This window comes from Mesorhizobium sp. P160927 (assembly GCF_057766385.1).
Genome location: NZ_JBYMDW010000001.1, coordinates 1,048,652 through 1,072,687, shown reverse-complemented (window position 1 = coordinate 1,072,687; position 24,036 = coordinate 1,048,652). Strand labels below are relative to the sequence as shown.

General features: G+C 63.4%; 22 protein-coding genes. 10 read left to right on the top strand and 12 right to left on the bottom strand.

Annotated features, from left to right (window positions below):
- Nucleotides 1-3: 3 nt before the first annotated feature.
- The gene (pncB, locus tag AC3CB8_RS05455; RefSeq protein ID WP_023772236.1) at nucleotides 4-1,308 is read right to left on the bottom strand and encodes a nicotinate phosphoribosyltransferase; all 1,305 of its coding nucleotides are present in this window, start codon (nucleotides 1,306-1,308) and stop codon (nucleotides 4-6) included.
- Between the two features lie 119 nt (nucleotides 1,309-1,427).
- Nucleotides 1,428-2,399: a transcriptional regulator GcvA gene (gcvA, locus tag AC3CB8_RS05450; RefSeq protein WP_023781839.1), complete on the bottom strand. Its 972-nt coding sequence runs from the start codon at nucleotides 2,397-2,399 to the stop codon at nucleotides 1,428-1,430.
- A gap of 210 nt (nucleotides 2,400-2,609) precedes the next feature.
- On the opposite strand from gcvA, the gene speB reads away from it, so the two are divergent.
- The 4 genes from speB (at nucleotide 2,610) to AC3CB8_RS05430 (ending at nucleotide 5,850) form a co-directional block, all read left to right on the top strand.
- On the top strand, nucleotides 2,610-3,671 hold the full coding sequence (gene speB, locus AC3CB8_RS05445) for an agmatinase (protein WP_488377267.1): 1,062 nt from the start codon (nucleotides 2,610-2,612) through the stop codon (nucleotides 3,669-3,671).
- 68 nt (nucleotides 3,672-3,739) lie between these two features.
- Nucleotides 3,740-4,543, top strand: coding sequence for a transporter substrate-binding domain-containing protein (locus AC3CB8_RS05440; protein WP_031240273.1), 804 nt, complete (start codon nucleotides 3,740-3,742; stop codon nucleotides 4,541-4,543).
- Nucleotides 4,544-4,549: 6 nt separating this feature from the next.
- Nucleotides 4,550-5,206 (top strand): amino acid ABC transporter permease, encoded by a 657-nt coding sequence (locus AC3CB8_RS05435; RefSeq protein WP_352564457.1) that lies wholly within the window; start codon nucleotides 4,550-4,552, stop codon nucleotides 5,204-5,206.
- Entirely contained in the window at nucleotides 5,203-5,850 is a 648-nt protein-coding gene (locus AC3CB8_RS05430) for an amino acid ABC transporter permease (RefSeq protein ID WP_023781842.1), read from the top strand. Before AC3CB8_RS05435 ends, AC3CB8_RS05430 begins: the two co-directional genes overlap by 4 nt.
- A 146-nt stretch (nucleotides 5,851-5,996) precedes the next feature.
- Here the strand turns inward: AC3CB8_RS05430 and AC3CB8_RS05425 are convergent, their stop codons facing one another.
- Nucleotides 5,997-6,914 (bottom strand): NADP-dependent oxidoreductase, encoded by a 918-nt coding sequence (locus tag AC3CB8_RS05425; protein ID WP_352564458.1) that lies wholly within the window; start codon nucleotides 6,912-6,914, stop codon nucleotides 5,997-5,999.
- A gap of 149 nt (nucleotides 6,915-7,063) precedes the next feature.
- Complete coding sequence (locus AC3CB8_RS05420) at nucleotides 7,064-8,467, bottom strand: MATE family efflux transporter (protein ID WP_352564459.1); 1,404 nt, start codon at nucleotides 8,465-8,467, stop codon at nucleotides 7,064-7,066.
- A gap of 240 nt (nucleotides 8,468-8,707) precedes the next feature.
- On the opposite strand from AC3CB8_RS05420, the gene AC3CB8_RS05415 reads away from it, so the two are divergent.
- The 6 genes from AC3CB8_RS05415 (at nucleotide 8,708) to AC3CB8_RS05390 (ending at nucleotide 15,083) form a co-directional block, all read left to right on the top strand.
- On the top strand, nucleotides 8,708-9,625 hold the full coding sequence (locus AC3CB8_RS05415; protein ID WP_023772228.1) for an AraC family transcriptional regulator: 918 nt from the start codon (nucleotides 8,708-8,710) through the stop codon (nucleotides 9,623-9,625).
- A 241-nt stretch (nucleotides 9,626-9,866) separates the two neighbouring features.
- Nucleotides 9,867-11,138 carry an ABC transporter substrate-binding protein gene (locus tag AC3CB8_RS05410; RefSeq protein ID WP_352564462.1) on the top strand — a complete coding sequence of 424 codons (1,272 nt, stop codon included), beginning with the start codon at nucleotides 9,867-9,869 and terminating at the stop codon, nucleotides 11,136-11,138.
- A gap of 119 nt (nucleotides 11,139-11,257) precedes the next feature.
- Entirely contained in the window at nucleotides 11,258-12,124 is an 867-nt protein-coding gene (locus AC3CB8_RS05405; RefSeq protein WP_352564464.1) for a carbohydrate ABC transporter permease, read from the top strand.
- Complete coding sequence (locus AC3CB8_RS05400; RefSeq protein WP_352564466.1) at nucleotides 12,121-12,933, top strand: carbohydrate ABC transporter permease; 813 nt, start codon at nucleotides 12,121-12,123, stop codon at nucleotides 12,931-12,933. Before AC3CB8_RS05405 ends, AC3CB8_RS05400 begins: the two co-directional genes overlap by 4 nt.
- Before the next feature lie 15 nt (nucleotides 12,934-12,948).
- On the top strand, nucleotides 12,949-13,995 hold the full coding sequence (locus AC3CB8_RS05395) for an NAD(P)-dependent alcohol dehydrogenase (RefSeq protein ID WP_352564468.1): 1,047 nt from the start codon (nucleotides 12,949-12,951) through the stop codon (nucleotides 13,993-13,995).
- Between the two features lie 2 nt (nucleotides 13,996-13,997).
- Nucleotides 13,998-15,083: an ABC transporter ATP-binding protein gene (locus AC3CB8_RS05390; protein WP_023793144.1), complete on the top strand. Its 1,086-nt coding sequence runs from the start codon at nucleotides 13,998-14,000 to the stop codon at nucleotides 15,081-15,083.
- An 11-nt stretch (nucleotides 15,084-15,094) separates the two neighbouring features.
- Here the strand turns inward: AC3CB8_RS05390 and AC3CB8_RS05385 are convergent, their stop codons facing one another.
- From AC3CB8_RS05385 to AC3CB8_RS05350, 8 genes are all read right to left on the bottom strand, one after another.
- Nucleotides 15,095-16,681, bottom strand: coding sequence for an FGGY-family carbohydrate kinase (locus AC3CB8_RS05385; protein WP_352564471.1), 1,587 nt, complete (start codon nucleotides 16,679-16,681; stop codon nucleotides 15,095-15,097).
- Nucleotides 16,678-17,361, bottom strand: coding sequence for an HAD family hydrolase (locus AC3CB8_RS05380; RefSeq protein ID WP_023772220.1), 684 nt, complete (start codon nucleotides 17,359-17,361; stop codon nucleotides 16,678-16,680). Before AC3CB8_RS05380 ends, AC3CB8_RS05385 begins: the two co-directional genes overlap by 4 nt.
- A 15-nt stretch (nucleotides 17,362-17,376) precedes the next feature.
- Entirely contained in the window at nucleotides 17,377-18,855 is a 1,479-nt protein-coding gene (locus AC3CB8_RS05375; protein WP_352564473.1) for a mannitol dehydrogenase family protein, read from the bottom strand.
- A gap of 164 nt (nucleotides 18,856-19,019) precedes the next feature.
- A complete protein-coding gene (locus AC3CB8_RS05370; protein ID WP_352563322.1) occupies nucleotides 19,020-19,790 on the bottom strand; it encodes an L-iditol 2-dehydrogenase in 771 nt (256 codons plus the stop codon).
- Between the two features lie 38 nt (nucleotides 19,791-19,828).
- Nucleotides 19,829-20,833, bottom strand: coding sequence for an ABC transporter ATP-binding protein (locus AC3CB8_RS05365; protein ID WP_023772217.1), 1,005 nt, complete (start codon nucleotides 20,831-20,833; stop codon nucleotides 19,829-19,831).
- 50 nt (nucleotides 20,834-20,883) lie between these two features.
- Nucleotides 20,884-21,708, bottom strand: coding sequence for a carbohydrate ABC transporter permease (locus AC3CB8_RS05360; protein ID WP_023772216.1), 825 nt, complete (start codon nucleotides 21,706-21,708; stop codon nucleotides 20,884-20,886).
- A gap of 11 nt (nucleotides 21,709-21,719) precedes the next feature.
- Nucleotides 21,720-22,592, bottom strand: a complete 873-nt coding sequence (locus AC3CB8_RS05355) for a carbohydrate ABC transporter permease (protein ID WP_023772215.1) — start codon at nucleotides 22,590-22,592, stop codon at nucleotides 21,720-21,722.
- 124 nt (nucleotides 22,593-22,716) lie between these two features.
- Complete coding sequence (locus tag AC3CB8_RS05350; protein WP_023772214.1) at nucleotides 22,717-24,027, bottom strand: ABC transporter substrate-binding protein; 1,311 nt, start codon at nucleotides 24,025-24,027, stop codon at nucleotides 22,717-22,719.
- Nucleotides 24,028-24,036: the final 9 nt, after the last annotated feature.

Here is a 24,036-nt window from a genome sequence, read left to right as displayed (position 1 = left end):
CCCTCAAACCTTGACGAGTTGCTCCACGCGATCCTTTTGCCCAAAAATCCTCAAATACCGCTCGATCTCCTTGAGATCGCCCGTCGCCTTGGCCGGATTGTCGGACAGCTTCACCGCCGGCCTTCCATTGGCTTCGGTGACCTTGCAGACCAGCGATATGGCGTCGAGGCTGTTGGTCTGCGTCGGCGCGCAACCTTCGAAGTCGTTGGTCAGATTTGTGCCCCAGCCGAAAGACATGCGCACCTTGCCCTTGAAATGACGGTAGGTCTCCTCGATGGTCTCGACCTCGAGGCCGTCGGAAAAGATCAGCAGCTTCTGCCTGGGGTCCTTGCCCTTCTCGCGCCACCAATCGATGATTTTTTCGCCGCCCTCGATCGGCGGCGCGCTGTCGGGGCGGAAGCCGGTCCAGTCGGCGACCCAGTCCGGCGCGTCGCGCAGGAACGAGGCGGTGCCGAAGGCATCGGGCAGCACGATCAAGAGATTGCCGCCATAGTAGCGCTGCCAGTCCTGCAACACCTTGTAGGGCGACTGCTTCAGCTCTTTTTCCGAATTGGCGAGGGCCGCGAACACCATCGGCAGTTCATGCGCGTTGGTGCCGAGCGCTTCGAGATCGTTGTCCATGGCCAGCAGCACGTTGGAGGTGCCGGTGAAGGCTTCGCCGATGCCTTCCTTGAGCGCCTCGACGCACCAGCGCTGCCACAGGAAGGAATGGCGCCGGCGGGTACCGAAATCCGAGATGCGGATGCCGGGCAGCGCCTTCAGCCGTTCGGTCTTGGCCCACATCTTGGCCTTGGCGCGGGCATAGAGCACGTCGAGCGTAAAAGGCCCGAACGATCGCAAAGCGGCACGCGAACGCAATTCATTGATGATGGCGAGCGCCGGGATCTCCCAAAGCGTGGTGTACATCCAGGGGCCGGAGAAAGAGAGCTCGTATTGGCCGTCACGCTTGGAAAGCTCATAGCCGGGCAGCCGGAAGCCTTCCAGCCAGGCGAGGAACTCCGGCTCGAAAATCTGCTTGCGGCCGTAGAAATTGTTGCCGCCGAGCCAGATCATCTCCTTCTTTGAGAAGCGCAAGGTGCGGGCATGGTCGAGCTGTTCGCGCAGCTCTCCCTCATCGATCTCGTCGGCGAGCCGCACCGAGGTGGTGCGGTTGATCAGTGAGAAGGTGGTGTCGACCTTGGGGTACATGCCCCAGATCATCTGCAGCATCAAAAGCTTGTAGAAGTCGGTGTCGAGCAAACTGCGCACGATCGGGTCGAGCTTCCAGGTGTGGTTATAGACGCGCCGCGCAATATCGGTCCTGGCCATATCTCGTCACCGCCTTCGCTGCCTGCCACCCACAATCGCGACAGGCCTCATAGCATCGAATTGGCAAAAACGCTGCCCGCTTTCAGGCTGGCCCGACAAAAAGAACGCCCTGCGTGCGGCTACGAGGGTTTGCCGCCCATCACCTTGAGCGCGGGTCGTTTGCGGCGGGTGACGAGGCGGCCCGCGACCGGAGCGTCGGCGCGGCCGTCATCCCCGGCCTTCTCGGCGAACAGCCAGTCGATGAACACCTGCACGATCGGCGTCGCCCGCATTTCGTTGCGGCAAACGACATAGAAATCGTCGACCGCCGGCACCGACAGGCTGAACGGCGCGACCAGCATTCCCCTGGCCAGCAGGGCGCTTGCCGTCACCGAGTCGCCCAGCGCCACGCCGTGGCCATGGACGGCGGCTTCCGTCGTCATGCGTGCATCGCCGAGATGATGGCGCCGGCCGCGCTCCAGCTCCAGCGCGTCAGCGGCGGCCAGCCAGGTGTGCCACTCGCGGCCGTCGTCGCCATGCAGCAAGACATGGTCGGCGAGGTCGCGAACATTGCGGATCGGCCGGTTGTTGATCAGCGTCGGGCTGACCACCGGGAACAGCTCCAGGCCCGACCATTTGCGCATCCAGCAATCGGTCCAGCTGCCATCGCCATAATGCACGCAGACATCGATATGCGGCGCCCGGATATCCCTGGGATCGTTGGAGGGAATGAGCGTCAGCTGGATGTCGGGATATTGCGCGGTGAAGCTGCCCAGCCTCGGCGTCATCCACAAGAGCAGCAAGGCCGGCACGCAGGACACCGACAGCGCGCCGCTGCTTACCGGCCGCGTCAGCCGTTGGGTGGCGGCGGCGATGCCGTCGAAGGCGACCGATACCGCCGGCAAAAGTTCGGCGCCATGCGGCGTCAGCTTGACCCGCTGGCCGACGCGCTCGAACAGCTTGACCCCAAGCGATTGCTCTAGCGCCTTGATCTGGTGGCTGACGGCTCCGTGCGTGACATTCAGTTCGCTCGCCGCCTTGGTCAGCGACGCATGGCGGGCCGTGGCCTCGAAGGCGCGCAGCGGGTTGAGAGGTGGCAGGCGCTTGGCCATGAATGCTCGGCTTTATTGTGAGCTTTTCTCACAGGAGCCACCCTAACAATATCAATTGCTTTTTCAAAGCGGCTGCCGGACACTTTACCCCAAGACAACATCAAGACGTGAAATCTGCAGACAGCCGGCGGGACAACGGCCCGGCCGGATGACGGTCGGTTCGCCCGAGGTTACCGCCGGCACGACTGCATCAGCCGAGGAGGAGCGGATATGGGATATGATCGCGGCAAGCTCGATGCGCTGCGTCGCAAATATGGCGAAAGCCATGGCGGCGAGATGTTCGACCCGAAATTCCGCAAGGTCGCCGACAAAATCTTTTCCAAGAGCGGCACGCGGCTGGCGCCCTATTCCGGCATCCCGACCTTCCTTGCCGCGCCCTACCGCGAAATATCGGCTGACAATCCGGACTTCGGCGATCTGCAGGTGGCGATAACGGGCGTGCCGATGGATCTCGGCGTCACCAACCGGCCGGGCTCGCGCTTCGGGCCGCGCGCCTTGCGGGCGATCGAGCGCATCGGCCCCTACAATCACGTGCTGGAATGCGCGCCGACGCATGAACTCAGGGTCGCCGACATCGGCGACGTTCCGTTCCAGAGCCGCTACCGGCTGGAGACCAGCCATGAGGATATCGAGCGGCGCATCAACCAGATCGTCGACGCCGGGGTCATCCCGTTGTCGGTCGGCGGCGACCATTCGATCACCCACCCGATCCTGAAGGCGGTCGGCAAGAAGGCGCCGGTCGGGCTGATCCACATCGATGCGCATTGCGATACCAGCGGCCTGTTCGACCTGACCAAATTCCACCATGGCGGCCCGTTTCGCAACGCGGTGCTGGACGGCGTGCTCGATCCGACGCGCACCACCCAGATCGGCATCCGCGGCTCGGCCGAATATCTGTGGGAGTTCACCTACGAGTCCGGGATGACCGTGGTCCATGCCGAGGAGGTGACCGGTCTCGGCATTCCCGCCATCATCGAGAAGGCGCGCAGAATAGTCGGTGACGGCCCGACCTATGTGTCCTTCGACATCGACAGCGTCGATCCGGCCTTCGCACCGGGCACCGGCACGCCGGAAGTCGGCGGACTGACGACGCGCGAAGTGCTCGAACTGCTGCGCGGTCTCAAAGGCCTGAACATTGTCGGGGGCGATGTCGTCGAGGTGGCGCCGCAATATGATGCCACCACCAACACCGCGCACGCCGGGGCGCAGGTGCTGTTCGAGATCCTGAGCCTGATGGTGTTCAGCCCGGCAGTATCAGGCAAGGGAGCCTGACAAAGAAAGGCGGCCGCCGCACTGGAGCCGGCGCCCGACCCAAACAATCAAAAGCTTCCAGAAGGGGAATGACAATGACAATCCACCTCAAATCATCCATCGCCGCCGTTCTGCTCCTGGGGTTAGCGGGCTTCGCCCCGCAAGCCGCCAATGCCGACGCGCTGGCCGACATCACCAAGGCCGGCACCATCAATGTCGGCGTCTTCGCCGATTTCCCGCCCTTCTCCTCAGCCAGTGCCGACATGAGCCTCAAGGGCTATGACATGGATGTGGCGCAGTACATCGCCGACACGCTCAAGGTGAAGCTCAACACCGTTGCCGTCACCGGCCAGAACCGCATCCCCTATTTGAACGACCATCGCGTCGACATCCTGATGAGCGTCGGCTACTCGAAAGAGCGCGAGCAGGTCATCGACTTCGCCGCTGCCTACGCGCCCTATTACATCGCGGTGATCGGTCCGGCGGCAATGCCAGTCAAAGGCAAGGAAGATCTTGCCGGCAAGTCGATCGCCGTCAATCGCGGCACGCTGGAAGACACCTCGCTAACCGAAGCAGCACCGGCCTCGGCGGACATCAAGCGTTTCGATAACTACAATTCGGTGATCCAGGCCTTCATCTCCGGCCAGACCCAGCTGATGGTCGTCGGCAACGATGTCGGCGCGCAGGTGCTGGCCAAGCAGGATGCGCTGAAGCCGGAGCAGAAGTTCCAGCTTCTGACCTCGCCGTCGCATATCGGCCTCAACAAGAACGAGGACGCCCTGAAGAAGGCGGTCAACGACGCCATTGCCAAGATGCTGGCCGACGGCAAGCTGGACGAAAGCTCGAAGGCCTGGCTGAAGACGCCGCTGAACCCCGACAACCTCAAGGATTGAGTCGACGTGGCCTTCGGCTGGCTTCCAGGTGCCGTGGGCGACATCGCGCACGGCGCGGCGACGACGATCCTTTTGATCGCCGTCACCACGCTTGCGGGCACGCTGCTCAGCATCCTCGGTGCCGCCGGGCGGCGAAGTGGCCCCGCGCTGCTGCGCCGGGCCATCGGCTGGTATGTCGAGGTGATGCGCAACACGCCGTTCCTGGTGCAGCTGTTCTTCGTCTTCTTCGGCCTGCCGAGCCTCGGCATCAGGCTCGATCCGATCCTCGCCGCCATGTTGGCGATGACGCTCAACATGGCCGCCTACACGGTCGAGATCGTCGGCGCTGGCCTTGACGCGGTGCCGCACGGGCAGACGGAAGCAGCACTAGCGCTCGGGCTGAGGCCGCGCCAGCTGTTCATCAAGATCGTGCTGCCGCAGGCGCTCAAGATCATCTACCCCGCGCTGACCAGCCAGATCGTCATCATGATGCTGGAATCAGCCGTGGTGTCGCAGATCGCTGTACGCGAGCTGACCTATGAGGCCGACATGCTGCAAGCGCGCACCTTCCGTTCTTTCGAGACGTATTTCGTCGTGACGCTGGTCTATCTCTTGATGTCGATGGCCTTGCGGCGGCTGCTGGTTGCAGGCGGCCGCCGCGCGCTCGGAGCTGGGGTGTCATGATCGAGTTCACCCTCTGGGACATCGTGCGCAACCTTCTGCTTGCCGCGCGCTGGACCGTACTTTTGTCGCTGGCCGCCTTCGTCGGCGGCGCGCTGGTCGGAATGGCGGTGCTGTTCCTGAGGATCTCAGAGAATAAATGGAGCCGGCGCGTTGCCTCCGGTTACATCGCCTTGTTCCAGGGAACGCCGTTGCTGATGCAGCTGTTCCTGATGTTCTTCGGCCTGCCGATGCTCGGCCTGCGTATCGAGCCGTGGACGGCGGCGGTGCTCGGCCTCACCTTCTTCGCCAGCGCCTATCTGGCCGAAATCTGGCGCTCTGGCGTCGATGCGCTGCCATTGGGCCAATGGGATGCCGGCGCCAGCCTCGGCCTGCACTATCTGCAGGAGCTCAGGCTGATCATCCTGCCGCAGGCGTTCGCGATCACCCGCGCGCCAACGGTCGGTTTCCTGGTGCAGCTGATCAAGTCGACCGCGCTGACCTCGATCATCGGCTTCGAGGAATTGGTGCGAACCTCCAACGCCATCAACAACGCTACCTTCGAACCGTTCAAGGTCTATGGGCTGGTGGCGCTGATCTTTTTCGCTCTATGCTTTCCGCTGACGCAGTATGCGCGGCGGCTCGAACAACGAGCGGCGGCTCGCTGAGCCGAGAGCATGTTGCGTGGAGCAACCTCGACGGCGACCGCAAACTCCCGGTGTTTAGCGTTCGGATGCCCATTGAGACCATTCGATCATGCTGGATGCTTCAGCTTTCGGCCGGAGGAGGACTCTTGCCTCTCCGCCATTTCAAATCACGGACGAACGCGGATGATCGTCTTCCCGGTGCGTCGCTCGGTAGGGTTGAAGGCGGCTACGGCGTCGTTGAGGGTCGAAACGTTGCCAATGTTTGTCCGCAGTCGTCCGTCCCGCACCCGCTGGACGATCTCGCTCAGTTGGGCACGATCGGACTCGACAACGAAGTCGACCGCCAAGCCGTCGGCAGGCCGCGCCTCTGTCGGTCCGACGACGGACACCAGTGTTCCTCCGGCTCGGATCAGGCCGGCGGACCGCTTGCCGATTTCCCCGCCGATCACATCGAATACGAGAGCGACTTCGCCCACATCTTCGAGGGCGTCGTTCTCGAGGTCGACGAACTCATTCGCGCCAAAGTCGAGCACCGTCTGACGGTCGGAGGCGCGTCCGGTGCCGATGACACAGGCGCCGGCCTCTCGTGCAAGTTGCGTCACCATCGACCCGACCGCGCCGGCCGCACCGTGCGCGAGGACGCTCTGCCCCGCCTGAAGGCGGCCATGCTGGAAGAGTCCCTGCCACGCGGTGAGACCCGAGATCGGCAGGCTCGCGCCCACCGTGAAGTCGACGTCGCCCGGCAGCGGCGCTAGGTTGCGTGCTTCCATGGCTACGTACTCCGCGAGCGTTCCATCGCGATGCCAGTCGGCGAGGCCGAACACTCTCTGACCTACCGACAGTCCCGTTGTGCCGTAGCCGAGTGCGATGACAACTCCGGCCAGCTCGTGCCCAAGGATCGACGGTGTTCGGTCAAGGCCGCGGCGGTCGGTCCAGGTGGAGGGCCATGCCAGCTCGGTCGGGACGAATCCCGAAGCATGAACCTGAACGACGACATCGTTTATCGCTGGCCGCGGCTCAGGCCGCTCCACCAGCTTCATCCCGGCCGTTCCCGCAGCCTGGTCCGTCACCACAATTGCCTTCATGATAGTTCTCCTCGGTCGTTTGTCTCTTGGTGGTAACGTTTCCGCTCAGGGCCTATCTCTTAGCGGGCGTCCGTGGGCCGATCTGAAGGCGCCGGTTAGTGAGCGGCAATTTTAGGACATGACGGCAGGCTGGCAACCGGCCACCTGGATCAATGTCCGAACGCGCCTGACGGAACGATGCGGTCGCGCCGCAGCCAGCGGGCCAGAAGCAGCGCCGCCACCACGGCCAGCCCCGAAGACAGGCCGATCCAGATGCCGACGCCGCGGAAGCCGAAATGGAAGGCGAGCAGCACGCCGAGCGGCAGGCCAACGCCCCAGTAGCCGATCGCGGCATAGATCATCGGGACCTTGGTGTCGTGCAGCCCGCGCAGCATGCCGGCAGCCACCGCCTGCGCGCCGTCGAAAACCTGGAACAGGGCGGCGAAAACCAGGAACGAAACGGCAAGCGCGATCACCCTGGCATTGGCAGGATTGCCAAGGTCGATGAAGGCGCTGATCAGGAGATGCGGCCAAAGCACCATCACCAGCCCCATCAGCGCCATGAAGGAAACGCCGATGACGAAGGCGGTCCAGCCGGCACGCGACACACCTTCTGGATTGCCGGCGCCATGGGCAAGCCCGACCCGCACCGTCACCGCCTGGTTGAGGCCGAGCGGCACCATGAAGGAAATCGAGGCGATCTGGATGGCGATGGCGTGCGCGGCCAGCGAATCCGCGTCGATCAGGCCCATCAGCAGGGCGGCGGCATTGAAGATCGTCACCTCGAAAGCAAGGATGCCGGCGATCGGCAGGCCGAGCCGCAGCAGGCCCTTGAAGCGCGGCCAGTCGGATCGCCAGAAGCGGCCGAACAGGTGATAGCGCCGGAATTTTTTCTCCGACATCACCACGACAGCCATGCCGACGAACATTAGCGTGCTGGACAGCGAGGTGGCAAGGCCCGAGCCGGCGATGCCCATGGCCGGAACACCGAGATTGCCAAACATGAACACCCAGTTGGCGAACACATTGAAAGCCACGGCGACGAAGACGATCACCAACGCCCAGCCCGGCCGCTCCAGCGCCGAGATAAACGAACGCAGCACGATGTAGCCGTAGAAGGGCAGCACCGCCCACTCCAGCCAGCGCAGGTAAATGCCGGCCTGACGCGCCAGCGCCGGCTCCTGGCCCATGGCCAGCAGGATGGCCTCGCCGTGCCACAGCACGAGCCAGATCGGGACCGAGATCAGGATCGCAAGCCACAGGCCCTGGCGCACGGTGCGGCGCAGGTCACGCACGGAATAGCGGCGGCGGCCAAGCTCGGTGGCAATCATCGGCGAGGTCGCCAGCATCAGGCCGAGGCCGAAGATCAGCGGCATGAAATACAGGTTGGCGCCCAGCGCGCCGCTGGCCAGCGTGTCCGCGCCGAGGCGGCCCATCATCATGACGTCGGTGGCGGTCATCGCCGTCTGGCCGAGATTGGTCAGCACCATCGGCCAGGCCAGCGCCAGCGTCGCCCTGATTTCCTGACGCCAAAGATTTTCCGGCGCGCGAGCGCCGGCTTCGATCGCGGACATTGTCCTGCTCTTTCAAGGTTGCGGCGCGTCGGCAAAGAGCCGGAAGCCGCATTGCAAACGGCAAAACCTTCGGTTTCGCGGCGTTTGCGCCGTCTCTTGAACGAAATGCGACATGAAGGCAAGGGAGGGGGCGCGAGAACAGATTGAGCCAGCGCCATTGCCGGGAGGCGTCGCCTCGCTCCCTTGCCGGCCCGGGCTGCTACGGATAAAAACTCGGCAACGGCGAATGTGGGAGGCAGGATGGCGTTCAAACCCAGAAAGAACACGGCCGCGATCCCGCGCACGGCGCCTTCCTTCGAGCATATCGTCACCGAGGTGAGCGACAGTTTCCTGTGGCGGCTGGACGACTATCCCTGGGAGCGCAATGTCTGGAACTTCCACCCGGAATACGAGATCCACCTGCTGCGGAAATCCTCCGGCGTGGTCCTGGTCGGCGACCATATTGGCGAGTTCGGGCCGGGCTACCTGACCATCGTCGGTGGCGGCCTGCCGCATGACTGGGTCACCGCGGTGCAGCCAGGCGAGTTGATCGAGGGTCGCGACATCGTGCTGCAATTCGATCCCGAGCGGCTGCGTGGATCGGCTGACATGCTGCCGGAATTGCGCGAACTGGAGCCGTTCCTGGAACGGTCGCTGCGCGGCATGGTCTTCCACGGCGGGACCGCGCTTGAAGGCGCCGCGCTGATGGAGCGGATGGGTACGGTGCATGGGCTGGCCCGGTTCTGCCTGTTCCTCGAACTGGTCGACCTGCTGGCCCGGACCGATGAGTATGAGCTGTTGTCATCACCGAACTTCCAGCCGGTTCTCGACGCCGCCTCGCTCGACATCATCCAGCGCACCCTGACCTATCTGTTCCAGCATTTCGCCGAGGATCTGAAGCTGCCTGACGTGGCCGAGCTGGCCGGCATGAGCGAAAGCACCTTCTCGCGGTTCTTCCAGAAGAACACAGGCAATTCGTTCAGCGACCATCTTGCCAAGCTCAGGCTATGGCAGGCCTGCAAGCTGCTGGCCGACACCGATGTGCCGATCACTGACATCTGTTTCCAGGTCGGCTACATGAACATCTCCAACTTCAACCGCGCCTTCCTGCGCAAGCACAAGATGACGCCGACATCCTATCGCAAGCTGTCGCGGCAGCGTCTGGCGATGCGCGCATAAGCGCATCCTGAATCACCATTTTGGACCAGATCGATACTCGTGTGACGCGCCCCGTATGTGGACGCCGATTTTTGCGCTGCACAATGCATAAAAGTACAGGTCTGCTGCAACGGGGCTTCTAGCTTGGGCCATCGCAACCGCGCATTTTGGCGATGGGTGGCATGTCGTTCGGGCGATGGTGAGGATCGCGCAACCCGAGGACCTGCGTTTCCCGCCACGTATTCCTGGAGGAGAAAAGATCATGAAACCAGTTCGGCTCGCTGCCAGCCTTGGCGCAGCTTTCGTGCTTTCCGCTACCGTTTCAACCCTAGCCCTGGCGCAGGCGCCGGTCTGTTCGGCACCGGTCAAGGTGCTGGCGCAGCCACGCGACGGCCTGACGCTTCTGGAGGACTCAAAGGCCGAGTTCGAGAAGCTCTCCGGCGCGGGCTTCAAGATTGATTATCTCAACGAGAACGATCGCCGCGCCAAGTCGCGCGCGGACGCGTCCACAGTCGGCAACTACAACGTCTACTATGTCGATGAAGCGAATGTGGCGCTTTTCGCCTCGTCGAAGTGGATCGCGCCGCTGACCGATTTTTATCCGGCTGACTACGACTATGCCGACTTCGACCCAGGCCGCCAGAAGGTTGCCACCTATGACGGCAAGATCTGGTTCGCGCCGCTGACCGGTGGCGGCGACCTGATGGTCTACCGCAAGGACGTGCTGGAGGCCGCCGGCATCCAGCCGCCCAAGACGCTGGACGAGCTGATCGCCGACGTGCCGAAGCTGACCAATGCCGACAAGGGCATGTATGGCATCGCGTTGCGCGGCGCACGCGGCTCGGGCGCCAATGTCTGGCGCTGGATGCCGTTCTTCAAGGCCTATGGCGGCAAGTGGTTCGATGGCGACAAGCCGGCCTTCAATTCCGAGGCCGCGGTCAAGGCGACCGAGACCTATCTGAAGCTGTTCAAGGATTCGGCACCCGGCACGCAGACCGGCAGCTGGGACGAATCGACCGGCGCCTTCCTGTCGGGCCAAGTCGCGATCCTCGTCGAATCGACGCCGCTTTCGGGCATGGCGGTCGACCCGAAAACCTCGCAAGTGGTCGGTAAGATCGGCTTCCTGCCGCCGCCCTCGCCACTCCCCGGCGGCGGTTACGGCCATGGCCTTGCCATCGCGGCAAAAGCCAATGCCGACGACGCTTCGAAGAAGTGCGCCGGCCTGTTCATCGCCTGGGCGACGTCGAAGGAAAACGAGAAGCGCCGGCTCGACGCCCACCAATTCGGTGAGCTGAACCGCACCAGTATCCTGTCCAGCAAGGAGTTCGCCGATATCTACGGCGCCGATCTCGGCCAGGCGCTTGCCGAAACCGGCAAGGTGACGGCGGTGAACTTCTGGCAGGACCCACGCTGGCCGGATCTCGGCGACCGCTGGGGCATCATCCTCGAGGAATTGATCGCCGGCACGCGCACCGACGTCAAGGGCAGCCTCAACGAGCTCGAGGCCTATGCCAATGAGCTGGTGAAGAAGTAGGTCCCTCCCTCTTGCGGCGCGCGGTTCGCGGCAGTCTCGGGACTGCCGGAACCTGTGCGTCGCAGGAGGGGCCCACCAGTCATGTCCAGATATCAAAGACACAGCAAGGCCTGAGACCAATGCCTCGACGTTCATCCCTGCCGGTCGCCTTTATCGTGCCGACACTGGTCATTCTGCTGGTCCTGTCGATGGTGCCGACGCTCTACGCGGTCATCATCGCCCTGCAGAACCGCGAGCTGAGCTCGACGGCCTATTCCTGGGTCTGGTTCTCGAACTTTTTTGATCTATTCTCCGACCGCCGCTTCCTCAACGCCGTCTGGGTGTCGGTGAAGTGGGAGATCGTCACCGTCGTGGCGACCATGGCAGTGGCCATTGGGCTGGGCGTGTTGATGTTCGAGGTCGCGTCGCCGCGCCTGCGCAATCTTTACTGCCTGCTGTTCATCATCCCGGTGCTGCTGCCGCGCGTCTCGGCCGCCTTCGTGTGGAAGTTCGCCTACCATCCGCTCTACGGTATCGCCACCTACCCCTATCGGCTGCTCACCGGCGGGCTGATCTTCGACCCGCTGTCCAAGCCCGCGACGGCGCTGTTCGCCGTCGCCTCGGTCGATGTCTGGCAATGGGGCCTGTTCTTCGCCGTCATCGTGCTCAAGCTGCTGGAGACCTTGCCGCCGCAGCCGATCGAGGCGGCCAGGCTCGACCATGCCCGGCGCTGGCAGATCCACGCCTACGTCACCTTGCCGATGCTGAAGGCGCCGCTGATCAGCCTGATGTTCGTCAAGATGATCGAGTCGCTGCGCTCCTTCGACCTGATCTATGTGATGACCCGCGGCGGCCCCGGTGTGGCAACCGAAACGCTCGACATGTACGCCTTCTCGCAAGGCTTCATCGAGTCCGGCAAGGTCTCCTACGCCTCGGCCATGGCCGTGCTGATGATGATCGCCACGGTCATCACCTTCACCATGCTGTGGAAGCGGGTGCAGGCATGAAGCCCGGTCGCATCATCGCCAAGGCCGTCCTGGCCTTCGCCGGATTTCTGGCCGTGTTCCCGCTGCTGTGGACGGCGCTCAATTCACTGAAGAACAGCGTCGACATCATCACCCGCGTTCCCCGCCTGGTGTTCACGCCGACGCTTGCCAATATCAGCTACATCCTTGGCCGCGACAGCGTCATCACCGGCCTCTACAATTCGGTCATCGCTTGCGGCACGGCCGTGCTGATCGGCGTCGTGCTTGGCCTGCCCGCGGCCTACGCCGTAGCGCGCTATCCCAACCGCTGGGCCGGCGACATCCAGTTCTTCGTGCTGTCGCTGCGTTTCCTGCCGCCGGTGGCGGTGGCGATCCCGCTGATGGTGATCTGGCTGCAAATCGGCCTCTACGACACTTTGCCGGCTTTGATCGTCACCTATTCCCTGCTCACCGTCTCGGTGATCATGTGGCTGGCCATTCCGGCCTTTCAGGTTGTGCCGAAAGAAATCGAGGAAGCCGCCTTCGTCGATGGTTACGGCGCTTACGCGGTGTTCTGGCGGATCGCGCTACCCGTGGCTGCCCGTTCGCTGATCGGCGCGGTTGCCTTCAGCTTCGTGCTGGTCTGGAACGAGTTCCTGATCGCGCTGATGCTGTCGAGTTCCAACGCAAAGACCTTGCCGATCGTCGCGTCCGAACTCTCCCAGCAAGGCATGAACGTGCCGTGGGGAATCTTGAACGCCTCGGTCGTGCTCCTGTCGCTGCCGCCGCTGCTTTTCCTCGGCGTGCTCAGCGGTTTCCTGAATTCCGTTTTCCGGCAAAAAAAGACTTGAAGTGAGGACGACCCGATGCGGGCTTTGGTACTTGAGAAAAAAGGCGAACTGTCGCTGCGCGAGATCGCGTTGCCACTCGATGTCGGACCCGACGATGTCAGGATCGCCATCCACACGGTCGGCGTCTGCGGCAGCGACGTGCACTATTACACGCATGGCGCCATCGGCAGTTATGTCGTGCGGGCGCCGATGGTGCTCGGCCACGAGGCCGCCGGCACAATCGTCGAGGTCGGCCCCAATGTCAGGAGTCTGAAGGTCGGCGACCGGGTCTGCATGGAGCCCGGCGTGCCGAACCTGTCGTCGCGCGCGACAAAACTCGGCATCTACAATGTCGACCCTGACGTTACCTTCTGGGCGACGCCGCCGGTGCATGGCATTCTTGCTCCCTATGCGGTGCACCCGGCGGCTTTCACCTACAGGCTGCCCGACAATGTCTCCTTCGCCGAGGGCGCCATGGTCGAGCCCTTCGCCATCGGCATGCAGGCTGCAAGCCGCGCCCGGATCGTTCCGGGCGATGTCGCCGTCGTCGTCGGCTGCGGCCCGATTGGCATCATGATCGCGCTTGCCGCCCTTGCCGGCGGCTGTTCGAAAGTGCTGATTTCCGATTTTTCCGCGCCCAAGCTGAAGATCGCAGCGCAATATGCCGGCATCGTGCCGGTCAACATCGGCGAGCAGTCGCTGGTCGATGCCGTCGCGGCCGCGACCGACAATTGGGGCGCCGACATCGTCTTCGAGGCGAGCGGCAGCCCCAAGGCTTTCACCGACCTGTTCGATGTCGTGAGGCCAGGTGGCGCGGTGGTGCTGGTCGGGCTGCCGGTAGAGCCGGTGACCCTCAACGTGCCGGCGGCGATCTCGAAGGAAGTGCGCATCGAGACGGTGTTCCGCTATGCCAACATCTTCGACCGCGCCCTGCAACTCATCGCCTCCGGCAAGGTCGACCTCAAGCCCCTGATCACCGGCACCTATGATTTCGCCGACAGCATCCAGGCGTTCGAACGGGCCGCCGAAGGCAACCCGCAGGACGTCAAGCTGCAGATCCTGCTTACAGGCGAAAAGGGCTGACAATGTCCGCGATCGTTTGCTCCCATGTCGACAAGGCCTATGGCGCCACCACGGTCATCCGCGATCTCAACCTCAGCATTGAAGAGCACGAATTCGTCGTCTTCCTCGGCCCGTCCGGCTGCGGCAAGTCGACCTTGCTCAGGATGCTGGCGGGTCTGGAGGACATCAGCGGCGGCGAGGTTTCGATCGGAGGCAAGGTGGTCAACGACCTCGATCCGGGGGATCGCGGCATCGCCATGGTGTTCCAGAACTACGCGCTCTATCCGCACATGACGATCTTCGACAACATCGCCTTCGGGCTGCGGCGCCAGAAGGTGCCGGCGGCCGAGATCCGCAAGCGGGTCGAAGCGGTTTCGAGGACGCTGGGGCTCGATCCCTATCTCGGCCGCAAGCCGGCCGAACTTTCCGGCGGCCAGCAGCAGCGCGTGGCGATCGCCCGGGCCATGATCAAGACGCCCAAGGTGTTCCTGTTCGACGAGCCCTTGTCCAATCTCGACGCCAAATTGCGCAACCATATGCGCGTCGAGATCGCGCGGCTGCACCAGTCGCTGAAGACCACCACCGTCTATGTCACCCATGACCAGCTGGAGGCGATGACGCTCGCCGACCGCATCGTGCTGCTCAAGGACGGCGTCATCGAGCAGATCGGCTCGCCAGCGGAAATCTACCGGCGGCCGGGCAATATTTTCGTGGCCGGCTTCATCGGCACGCCGAACATGAATTTTGTCGATGTGACGGCCGCCCGGGCCGGCAACGGCTGGACGTTGACCGGCGCTGGAACGGTGCTTTCGATAGACGGGGCGGGCTTTCATCTCCAGCCGGGCGGTCGCGCCGTGCTGGGCATCCGCCCGCCGGACCTGAAGACGGCCGGCGCCGGCGCCGCCGGCATATTGCAAGGCACTGCCGATCTCATCGAATTCCATGGCAATGACGCGCTGGTGACCTTCGGCTCCGGCGGCAAGGAGATCAGCGCTCTGGTTCCGGCACGCGAATGCCCTGTGCTGCATGCTCCCGTCCGCTATGCGTTCGAGGAGGAAGCGATCCACCTGTTCGACGCGACATCGGGCGCGTCCCTGCGCAAGCAATAGAGCGCCAAAACCTACCGGATGGCGTCGAGCACCTGCCGCTGCCGGTGCATTTCCAGGAAAATGCGGTAGTCGCGATCGAAGCGGGCGCCGGCCGCCGGGTTGGCGGCGCGTGTCTTGCCGCCCTGCTGCATGGCAAGGCAGGCGGCGTTGAGATCGGGGAACAGCCCGGCGGCGGTCGCCGCCACCATGCCGGTGCCGAGCAGCACTGCCTCGTCGGCCAGCGGCTCGACGACCGTACAGCCGGTGGCGTCGGCATAGAGCTCCATCAAGAGCGGGTTCTTGGTGTGGCCGCCGGTGACGTGCAGCGTGTCGATCAGGTAGCCGTTCTCGTTCAGCGCCTCCAGCACATGGCGCACGCCGAGCGCGATGCCGACGGCGGTGCGCCAGTAGAGCTTGCACAGGCTGTCGAAAGACGAATCCAGCGTCAGCCCGCTGACGACGCCGACGGCGTGCGGGTCGGCGAGAGGCGAGCGGTTGCCGTGGAAATCCGGGAGCACGTGTAATCGGGGGGCAAGGTTCTCGCCCTCGGCGGCGCGCAGTTCGGCGACGCGCGCGGCGATCCTGGCATGCATGGCCGCGTTCGGCTCGCCGCCGGCGCCGTGCCAGCGGATGATATGGTCGAGCAGCGCCCCGGTCGCCGACTGGCCACCCTCCGACAACCACAGCTTCGGCAGCGCGGCGCCGTAGTAAGGGCCCCATACGCCGGCGAAAGGCTGCGGGTCGGGCGACATCGCCATGACGCAGGAGGATGTGCCTGCGATCAGCGCCAGATGGCGGCCAATATTCTGGTCGTCGCCGGCAAAGCCGCCGAGCACGCCAAGCGCCCCGGCATAGGCGTCGATGACGCCTGCGCCGACGCGGCAGTTCTCGGTCAGGCCGAGTTCCGCCGCTGCCTGCGCTGTCAACGGGCCGATATCGACGCCAACCGGGCTTGCCTTTTCGGGCAGATTGCCATGGTCAAAAAGATCGTCGAGGCCGACGAGTTCGAAGAAGTCGCGCTGCCATGCGATGTCCTGGTGCGCCAGATAAGTCCACTTCGCTGTCAGCGTGCATTGCGAGCGGGCCAGCGAGCCCGTTGCCTGCCAGGTCAGGAAATCGGCCAGGTCGAACAGATAGCCGGCTTCATTCCATGTCTTCGGTAGATTTCGCTTCAGCCACATCAGCTTCGGCGTCGCCATCTCGGGCGACATGACGCCGCCGATATAGTTCAGCACCTCGTGGCCGCTCGCCGTGCATTCGTCGGCCTCGGCGATGGCGCGGTGGTCGAGCCAGACAATGGTGTCCCAGCGCTTATCGCCGCTCGTCGACACACTGAGCTGGCCGCCTTGCCTGTCCCGCACGACCAGAGAACAGGTGGCATCGAAGGAAATACCGGCAATATCCCCGGCTGCGACGCCGGCTTTTTCCCGCGCTGCACGCACGGCGGTGCAGACAGCGGTCCAGATATCGCGCGAATCGTGCTCGGCATGATCGGGCTTCGGCTGGTTCATGGCGATCGGCCGCTCGGCACGGCCGAGCAAGGCGCCACTGGCGTCGAGAATGCCCGCGCGAGCGCTCCCGGTGCCGACATCGACCGCGCAGACAAACTGTTTCGTCAAGATGCTCTAACTCTCGCTCCCAGGCCTGCAATCAGATCGGGCAATTGCAGCATGTCAGCGAATATAAAGTCCGGTTCGGTCGACGCAAGCCGCGCTTTCAATCCCGGATTGCCGGCGTGCGCGCCGCCGGTAAAGGCAAGGACGCGCATGCCTGCCGCGCGTGCGGCGGCGACACCGGCCGGGCTGTCCTCGATGACGAGACATCCGCGCGGATGGGCTCGCATGGTCGCGGCGGCGTGGAGGAACAGGTCGGGCGCCGGCTTTCCCTTGGCAACCATGGCCGCGCTGAACAGATGCGGCTCCATCAGCGTCAGCAGACCGGTGACATCGAGCGCGTAACGAATGCGTTCCAGCGTGCCGGAAGAGGCGACGCAGTACGGCAGGCCGAGGTTCGACAGCATCTCCTTGACGCCGGGGATCGGCTTCAGCTCCTCGCGAAACTTTCGCATGAGGTCGACACGCATGGCGGTGAGATGCTGATCGGTGATCTCCAGGCCGAAGTCGCGGCTGAGGATCTCGCGCACGCTTTTCATGCTCTTGCCTAGGAAATGCTCGTAGGCAGCGTCCTCGCCGAGACTGCCGCCCGCGAGTTCGATCATGCCGAGCAGCGCCGAAACGGAGAGCGCCTCGCTGTCGACCAGCACGCCGTCGCAGTCGAAGATGACCAGTTCAGGCGTCATGATGCCGGCTGGCTCTCAGAGCTTGCTAGCGAGATAGCGCGTCAGCGTGGTGCGCGTGCCATTGGCCCAGAGCACGTTGAGCGCGTGGGCGAAGGCCTCGACGAAGGCGGCGGCGCGGCCGACATCGCCATAGATATCGTCCATCGCAAGCCACGCGGCGGGCGCGTCCTTTGCCGCCTTCGCCGTTGCCTTCAGCCGGTCCCATCTGGGGTCGTTGGGCTCGATGACGGCGCCGCTGTCCGTCGTGCCGAAGCAGTAACGGCACCAAAGGGCCGATTCCAGCGCCAGTCCGGCAACGCCTTTGCCGGCCTTCAGGCGGTCGGCGATGGTCGGGATGATGAATTTCGGCTGGCGATTGGACCCGTCGAGGCAGAGCCGGCGCACCGTGTCGCCGATCTTGGGATTGGAGAAGCGCTTCTCGATAAGCTGGTAATAGTCTTCCAGCACCGTGTCCGGCACCGGCGGCACGGTCGGGATAATCTCGTCGTGCTCGAGCTTGTCGAGGAACCCGCGCACCAGCGGCTCCTGCATCGCTTCATGGACGAAGTGGATGTCCATCAGCCCGGCCGGATAGGCGATGGTGGCATGGCCGCCATTGAGGATGCGGATCTTCATCAGCTCATAAGGGGCGACGTCCTTGACGAACTGCACGCCGACCTTTTCCAACGCCGGGCGGCCATCGGTGAAATGGTCTTCCAGCACCCATTGCCGGAACGGCTCGCAGAACACCGGCCAATTGTCCTCGAGGCCGAAATCGTCGGCGAGGATCTTGCGCTCGCGGTCGCTGGTTGCCGGCGTAATGCGGTCGACCATGGCGTTCGGGAAGGCGACCTTGTCGCTGACCCAGTTCGCCAGATCCTCGTCGATCAGGCGGGCAAGGCCGATCACGCCATCCGACGTGACATGGCCGTTGTGGGGAATGTTGTCGCAGGACATCACGGTGAACGGCACGATACCATCCTCGCGGCGTCGCACCAGCCCGGCCAGGATGATGCCGAACACAGTCTTTGGTGTGGCGCCCGGCTGCGCGTCCGCGACGATGTCGGGATGGGTCGGGTTGAAGACGCCGGAAGCCGGGTCGATGAAATAGCCGCCTTCGGTGATGGTCAGCGAAACGATCCTGATCGCCGGGTCGGCCAGCCGATCGATGATGGCGCCGGCATCGCCCGGCATCAGGAAATCGATCATCGCGCCGGTGACGCGGGCGCTCATATGGCCCTCGTCCTGCTCGACCACGGTGGTCAGCCAGTCCTGCTCTTCAAGCTTGCCGCGGCCGATCTTCTCGCCGTCGAACACGCCGGCGCCGACCAGCGCCCAATCATGACCGATGCCCTGACCGAACAGGTCGTCGAGATAGACGGCCTGGTGCGAGCGGTGAAAATTGCCGACACCGAAATGCACGATGCCGGCTTTCAGCGCCGAGCGGTCATAGTTCGGACCTGCGACCTTGGGCGGAAGCCCGGCGAGGCTCGAGGAAGAAAGTTTCACGGTCATCTGCTTTACCCTTTGGCCGATTTGCAGCCCGACTGTTTCGCCTCCTTCGGGAGGGCGAGGGTGAGGGGCCGCACCTGGTGTTCCAGCATGCGGCCCCTCACCCGCCCCCGCGGCGCCTTCTCCGGAGGAAAGAAAGAGGCGCCGTCCCCCTCAAATCGTTCTTTTCAACTCATCCATTGGCCGCCATCGACATTGTAGGTCTGGGCAACGATGTATTCGGCCTCGTCACTGGCGAGGAACACGGCCATGCCGGCCAGGTCTTCCGGCTTGCCCATGCGGCCGTAAGGCACGCCTTCGCCGACCAGCCGCTTTTTCTCGCCCTTCGGCCGGTTCTCGTATTTGGCGAACAAGGCATCGACCTCGTCCCACATATCGCTGTCGACGACGCCGGGCGCGATGCCGTTGACGTTGATGCGGTGCTTGATCAGATCGAGCCCGGCCGACTGGGTCAGGGAGATGACCGCGGCCTTGGTGGCACAATAGACTGCGACCAGCGGCTCGCCGCGACGCCCGGCCTGGCTTGCCATATTGATGATCCTGCCGCCCTTGCCCCGCGCGATCATCGACCGGGCGGCTGCCTGCAGCATGAACAGCGTGCCAGCGACATTGACGGAGAAAAGCTTTTCATAGCTCGCCCGAGATATCTCCACGATCGGCGCTAGGTCGAACAGAGCGGCGTTGTTGATCAGGATGTCGAGACCGCCCGCCTTGTCCTCCACCGCCTTCACCGCGGCATCGATGGATGCCTGATCGGTGACGTCGAGTTTCACGGGATAGGCATTGTCGCCGATCGCGGCGGCCGTCTTCTGCGCGGCTTCAAGGTTGATATCGGCGATCGCGACAGTGGCGCCCTCGCGCACATAGGCTTCGGCGAAAGCCCTGCCGATGCCTCGCGCCGATCCCGTGATCAGCGCCGATTTGCCTTGCAGCCTCACTGTCCTATCCTCACCGGCCCATCCTCATTGGCCCATCCTCACTGGGCCATCGCCTTGCCGTCAGCGCCGAAGCGATGCAACTTGGCTTGGTCAGGGGTGAGATAGATGGTGTCGCCATGGCGAACCGCCAGTTCGCCGTCGGCACGCACCGTCAGCGGCCCGACGCCGTCGGCTTGAACGTGCAGGAACGTGTCGGAGCCCAGATGCTCGGCAACGCCGACCGTCGCCTTCCAGTCGCCCGCCGTGGTCGAGATCTGCATATGTTCGGGCCGGATGCCGATGGTCTTGGCGGTATATTTGCCAGCCGGCGCGCCTTCGATCAGGTTCATCTTGGGCGAGCCTATGAAGCCGGCGACGAACAGGTTCTTCGGCGTCTTGTAGAGCTCCATCGGCGAGCCGACCTGCTCGATGTTGCCGGCGTTGAGCACGACGATCTTGTCGGCCATGGTCATGGCCTCGACCTGGTCGTGGGTCACGTAGATCATCGTGGTCTTGAGCTGATGGTGCAGTTCGCTGATCTCCAGCCGCATGGTGCCGCGCAGTGCCGCGTCGAGGTTGGACAGCGGCTCATCGAACAGGAAGGCCGAGGGTTGGCGCACAATGGCGCGGCCGATGGCGACGCGCTGGCGCTGGCCGCCGGAGAGCTGGCCGGGACGGCGTTCGAGGTAATTGGTGAGGTTGAGCACGCGCGCCGCGTCCTTCACCTTCCTGTCGATGGTCGCCTGGTCCTCGCCCGCCATCTTCAGCGGGAAGGCGATGTTCTTGGCCACCGTCATATGCGGGTAGAGCGCATAGGACTGGAACACCATGGCAAGCTTGCGCTTGGCTGGCGCCTCGCCGGTGACGTCGCGGCCATCGATATTGATGGTGCCGCCGCTGGTGTCCTCAAGGCCGGCGATCAGCCTGAGTAGCGTGGACTTGCCGCAACCCGACGGGCCGACGAAAACGACGAACTCGCCGTTTTCGATCACCAGGTCGAGGCCGGGGATGATGGACGTCGAACCAAAGGACTTGGAGACGTTCTTGAGCGTGATGTTTCCCATGGTTTCCTCCCCGAGGGCTGTTTTTCGCCGATTGCTTCAGGCAATTTCCGTCACTTCACCGCGCCAAATGTCAGGCCGCGCACCAGCTGCTTCTGGCTGAACCAGCCCATGATCAGGATCGGCGCGATGGCCAGCGTCGAGGCGGCCGAAAGCTTGGCCCAGAACAAGCCTTGCGGGCTGGAGAAGGAACTGATGAAGGCGGTGAGCGGTGCGGCTTCCGTGGTGGTCAGCCGGATCGTCCAGAACGCCTCGTTCCAGGCCAGGATGATGTTGAGCAGCATGGTCGAGGCGATGCCCGGCACCGCCATCGGCGTCAGCACGTACCAGATTTCACCCCATAAGGATGCGCCGTCCATACGCGAGGCTTCCAGGATTTCGCCCGGGATTTCTCGGAAGTAGGTGTAGAGCATCCAGACCACGATCGGCAGGTTGATCAGCATCAGCATGATCATCAGGCCGATGCGCGAGTCCAGCAGGCCGAGATTGCGGAAGATCAAGTAGATCGGGAACAGCACGGCAACCGCCGGCATCATCTTGGTGGACAGCATCCACATCAATATGTCCTTGGTCCGCTTGGTCGGCGAAAACGCCATCGACCAGGCCGCCGGAATGGCGACCAACAGCGCCAGGATGGTCGAGCCGACCGAAAGCAGCACCGAGTTCAGGAAGAACTTGAAGTAGCCGCTCTGCGCCTGGACTTCGGCATAGCTCTCGAAGGTCCCGGAGGGGATCAGGTTGAAGCCCTGGATCGCTTCCTGTTCCGACTTGAACGAGGTGATGATCGTATAGAGGATCGGGAAGAAGATCAGCAGCGCGACGGCCCAGGCGGCAATTGTCGCGATTGTCTTGTGCTGGGTGGTGACTGAGCGTGCCATCGTATCCTCCCTTATTTGTCCAGATTCTTGCCGACGGCGCGCATGGCGAAGAAGGCGACGATGTTGGCGAGAATGACGGCGATCACGCCGCCCGCGGATGCCTGGCCGATTTTGAATTCCAGCAACGCCTTCTGGTAGACGAGGAAGGGCAGGTTGGTGGAGGCGTATCCAGGACCGCCATTGGTGGTGACCAGGATCTCGGCGTAGACCGACAGCAGGAAAATCGTTTGGATCAGGATGACAACGGTAATCGCCCGCGACATGTGCGGCAGCGTCAGATAGATGAAGCGGCTGATGAAGCCGGCCCCGTCCATCTCAGCGGCTTCCTTCTGCTCGCCGTCGAGCGACTGCAACGCGGTCAAGAGGATCAATGTCGCGAAAGGCAGCCACTGCCAGGCGACGATGATGATGATCGCTGTCATCGGATGCTGGCCGAACCAGTCGATCGGCTGTCCCCCGAAGAAGCGCGCTATGTCGGCGAACACGCCATATTGCGGATGCATGATCATGTTCTTCCAGACCAATGCGGCCACCGGCGGCATGACAAAGAACGGCGAGATGACGAGGATGCGCACGATCCCCTGGCCCCACATTGGCTGATCGATGAGCAGCGCCAGCAGGATGCCGCCGATCACCGTGATCAGCAGCACGCTGACCACTAGGACAAGCGTGTTGAGGATCGACTGCAGGAAGGCCGGATTGGAATAGAACAGCGCGTAGTTGGATAAGCCGACGAACCCGTCGCGCATCGGGTTGAGCGGATTGTACTGCTGGAAGGAGAACCAGATCGTGATGACCAGCGGCACGATCATCCAGACGAACAGCAGCACCACGGAAGGCGCCATCATGAATCGGGCAAGCGAACGGGTCTGCTGAGTAGCCATGACGGTCACCCTTCAAGGATCAGGCTGAATTTTCACAGGCTCTGGAAAGGCGGCCGCCCGAACTGGGTTTCGGGCGGCCGTTGCCGGTCAAGGAGGTGACCGGCGTTCGGCACCGGGAGGAGCCTTACTTGATGTAACCGCCCTCGGTCATCGACGCGGTGGCGGCGTCCTGGGCCTGCTTCAGCGCATCGTCGACGCTCGACTGGCCGGCAAGAGCCGCCGAGAAGAGCTGGCCGACGGTGGTGCCAAGGCCCTGGAATTCAGGGATGGCGACAAACTGCACGCCGACATAGGGCACCGGCTTGACGGTCGGATGCGTCGGGTCGGCGGCATTGATGGAGTCCAGCGTCATCTTGGCGAACGGAGCCGCCTTCTGGTACTCGGGATTGGCATAGAGCGAGGAGCGTGTGCCTGGAGGCACGTTCGCCCAGCCTTCCTTCGACGCGACGAGCTCGGCATAGTGCTTGCTGGTCGCCCAGGACACGAACTTCTCGGCGGCATCTGCCTTCTGCGTGCCGGCCGGGATCGCCAGCGACCACGCCCACAGCCAGTTGCCGCGCTTGCCCAAGCCATTATCCGGCGCCAGTGCATAGCCGACCTTGTCGGCGACAGTAGAGTTCTTCGGGTCCGAGACGAAGGAGGCGGCGACGGTGGCGTCGATCCACATGCCGCACTTGCCCTGCTGGAAGAGCGCCAGGTTTTCGTTGAAGCCGTTGGACGAGGCGCCCTCGGGACCGTCGGCCTTCATCAGGTCGACATAGAACTGCAGCGTCTTCTTCCATTCCGGCTGATCGAACTGCGGCTTCCAGTTCTCGTCGAACCAGCGGGCGCCGAAGGAGTTCGACATGGCCGTCAGGAAGGCCATGTTCTCGCCCCAGCCGGCCTTGCCGCGCAGGCAGACGCCGTTCACGCCACTGGCGCGATCGGTCATCTTGTCGGCCGCCTGCTTGATGAAGTCCCAGGTCGGGGCATCAGGCATTTTGAGGCCGGCCTTTTCCATCAGGTCCTTGCGGTACATGACGAAGGAGCTCTCACCATAGAAAGGCGCGGCGTAGAGCTTGCCATCGACCGAGAGGCCACCGGCAATGGCCGGAATGATGTCCTTGGCATCATAGTCGTCGCCGAGCTTGTCGAGCGGCAGGAGCCAGCTCTGCTTGGCCCAGATCGGAACCTCGTAGGTGCCGATGGTCATCACGTCATACTGGCCACCCTTGGTGGCGATGTCGGTGGTGACGCGCTCGCGCAGCACGTTCTCTTCGAGCGTGACCCAGTTGAGCTGGATGTCCGGGTTAGCCTTGGTGAAGTCGTCGGTCAGCTTCTGCATGCGGACCATATCGCCATTATTAACGGTGGCGATGGTGATGGATTCGGCGTGTGCGGCGAATGCAAGCGTGCTGGCCGACAACAAGCCCAGGGTGAGCGTGCGAAGTTTCATCAAATTCCT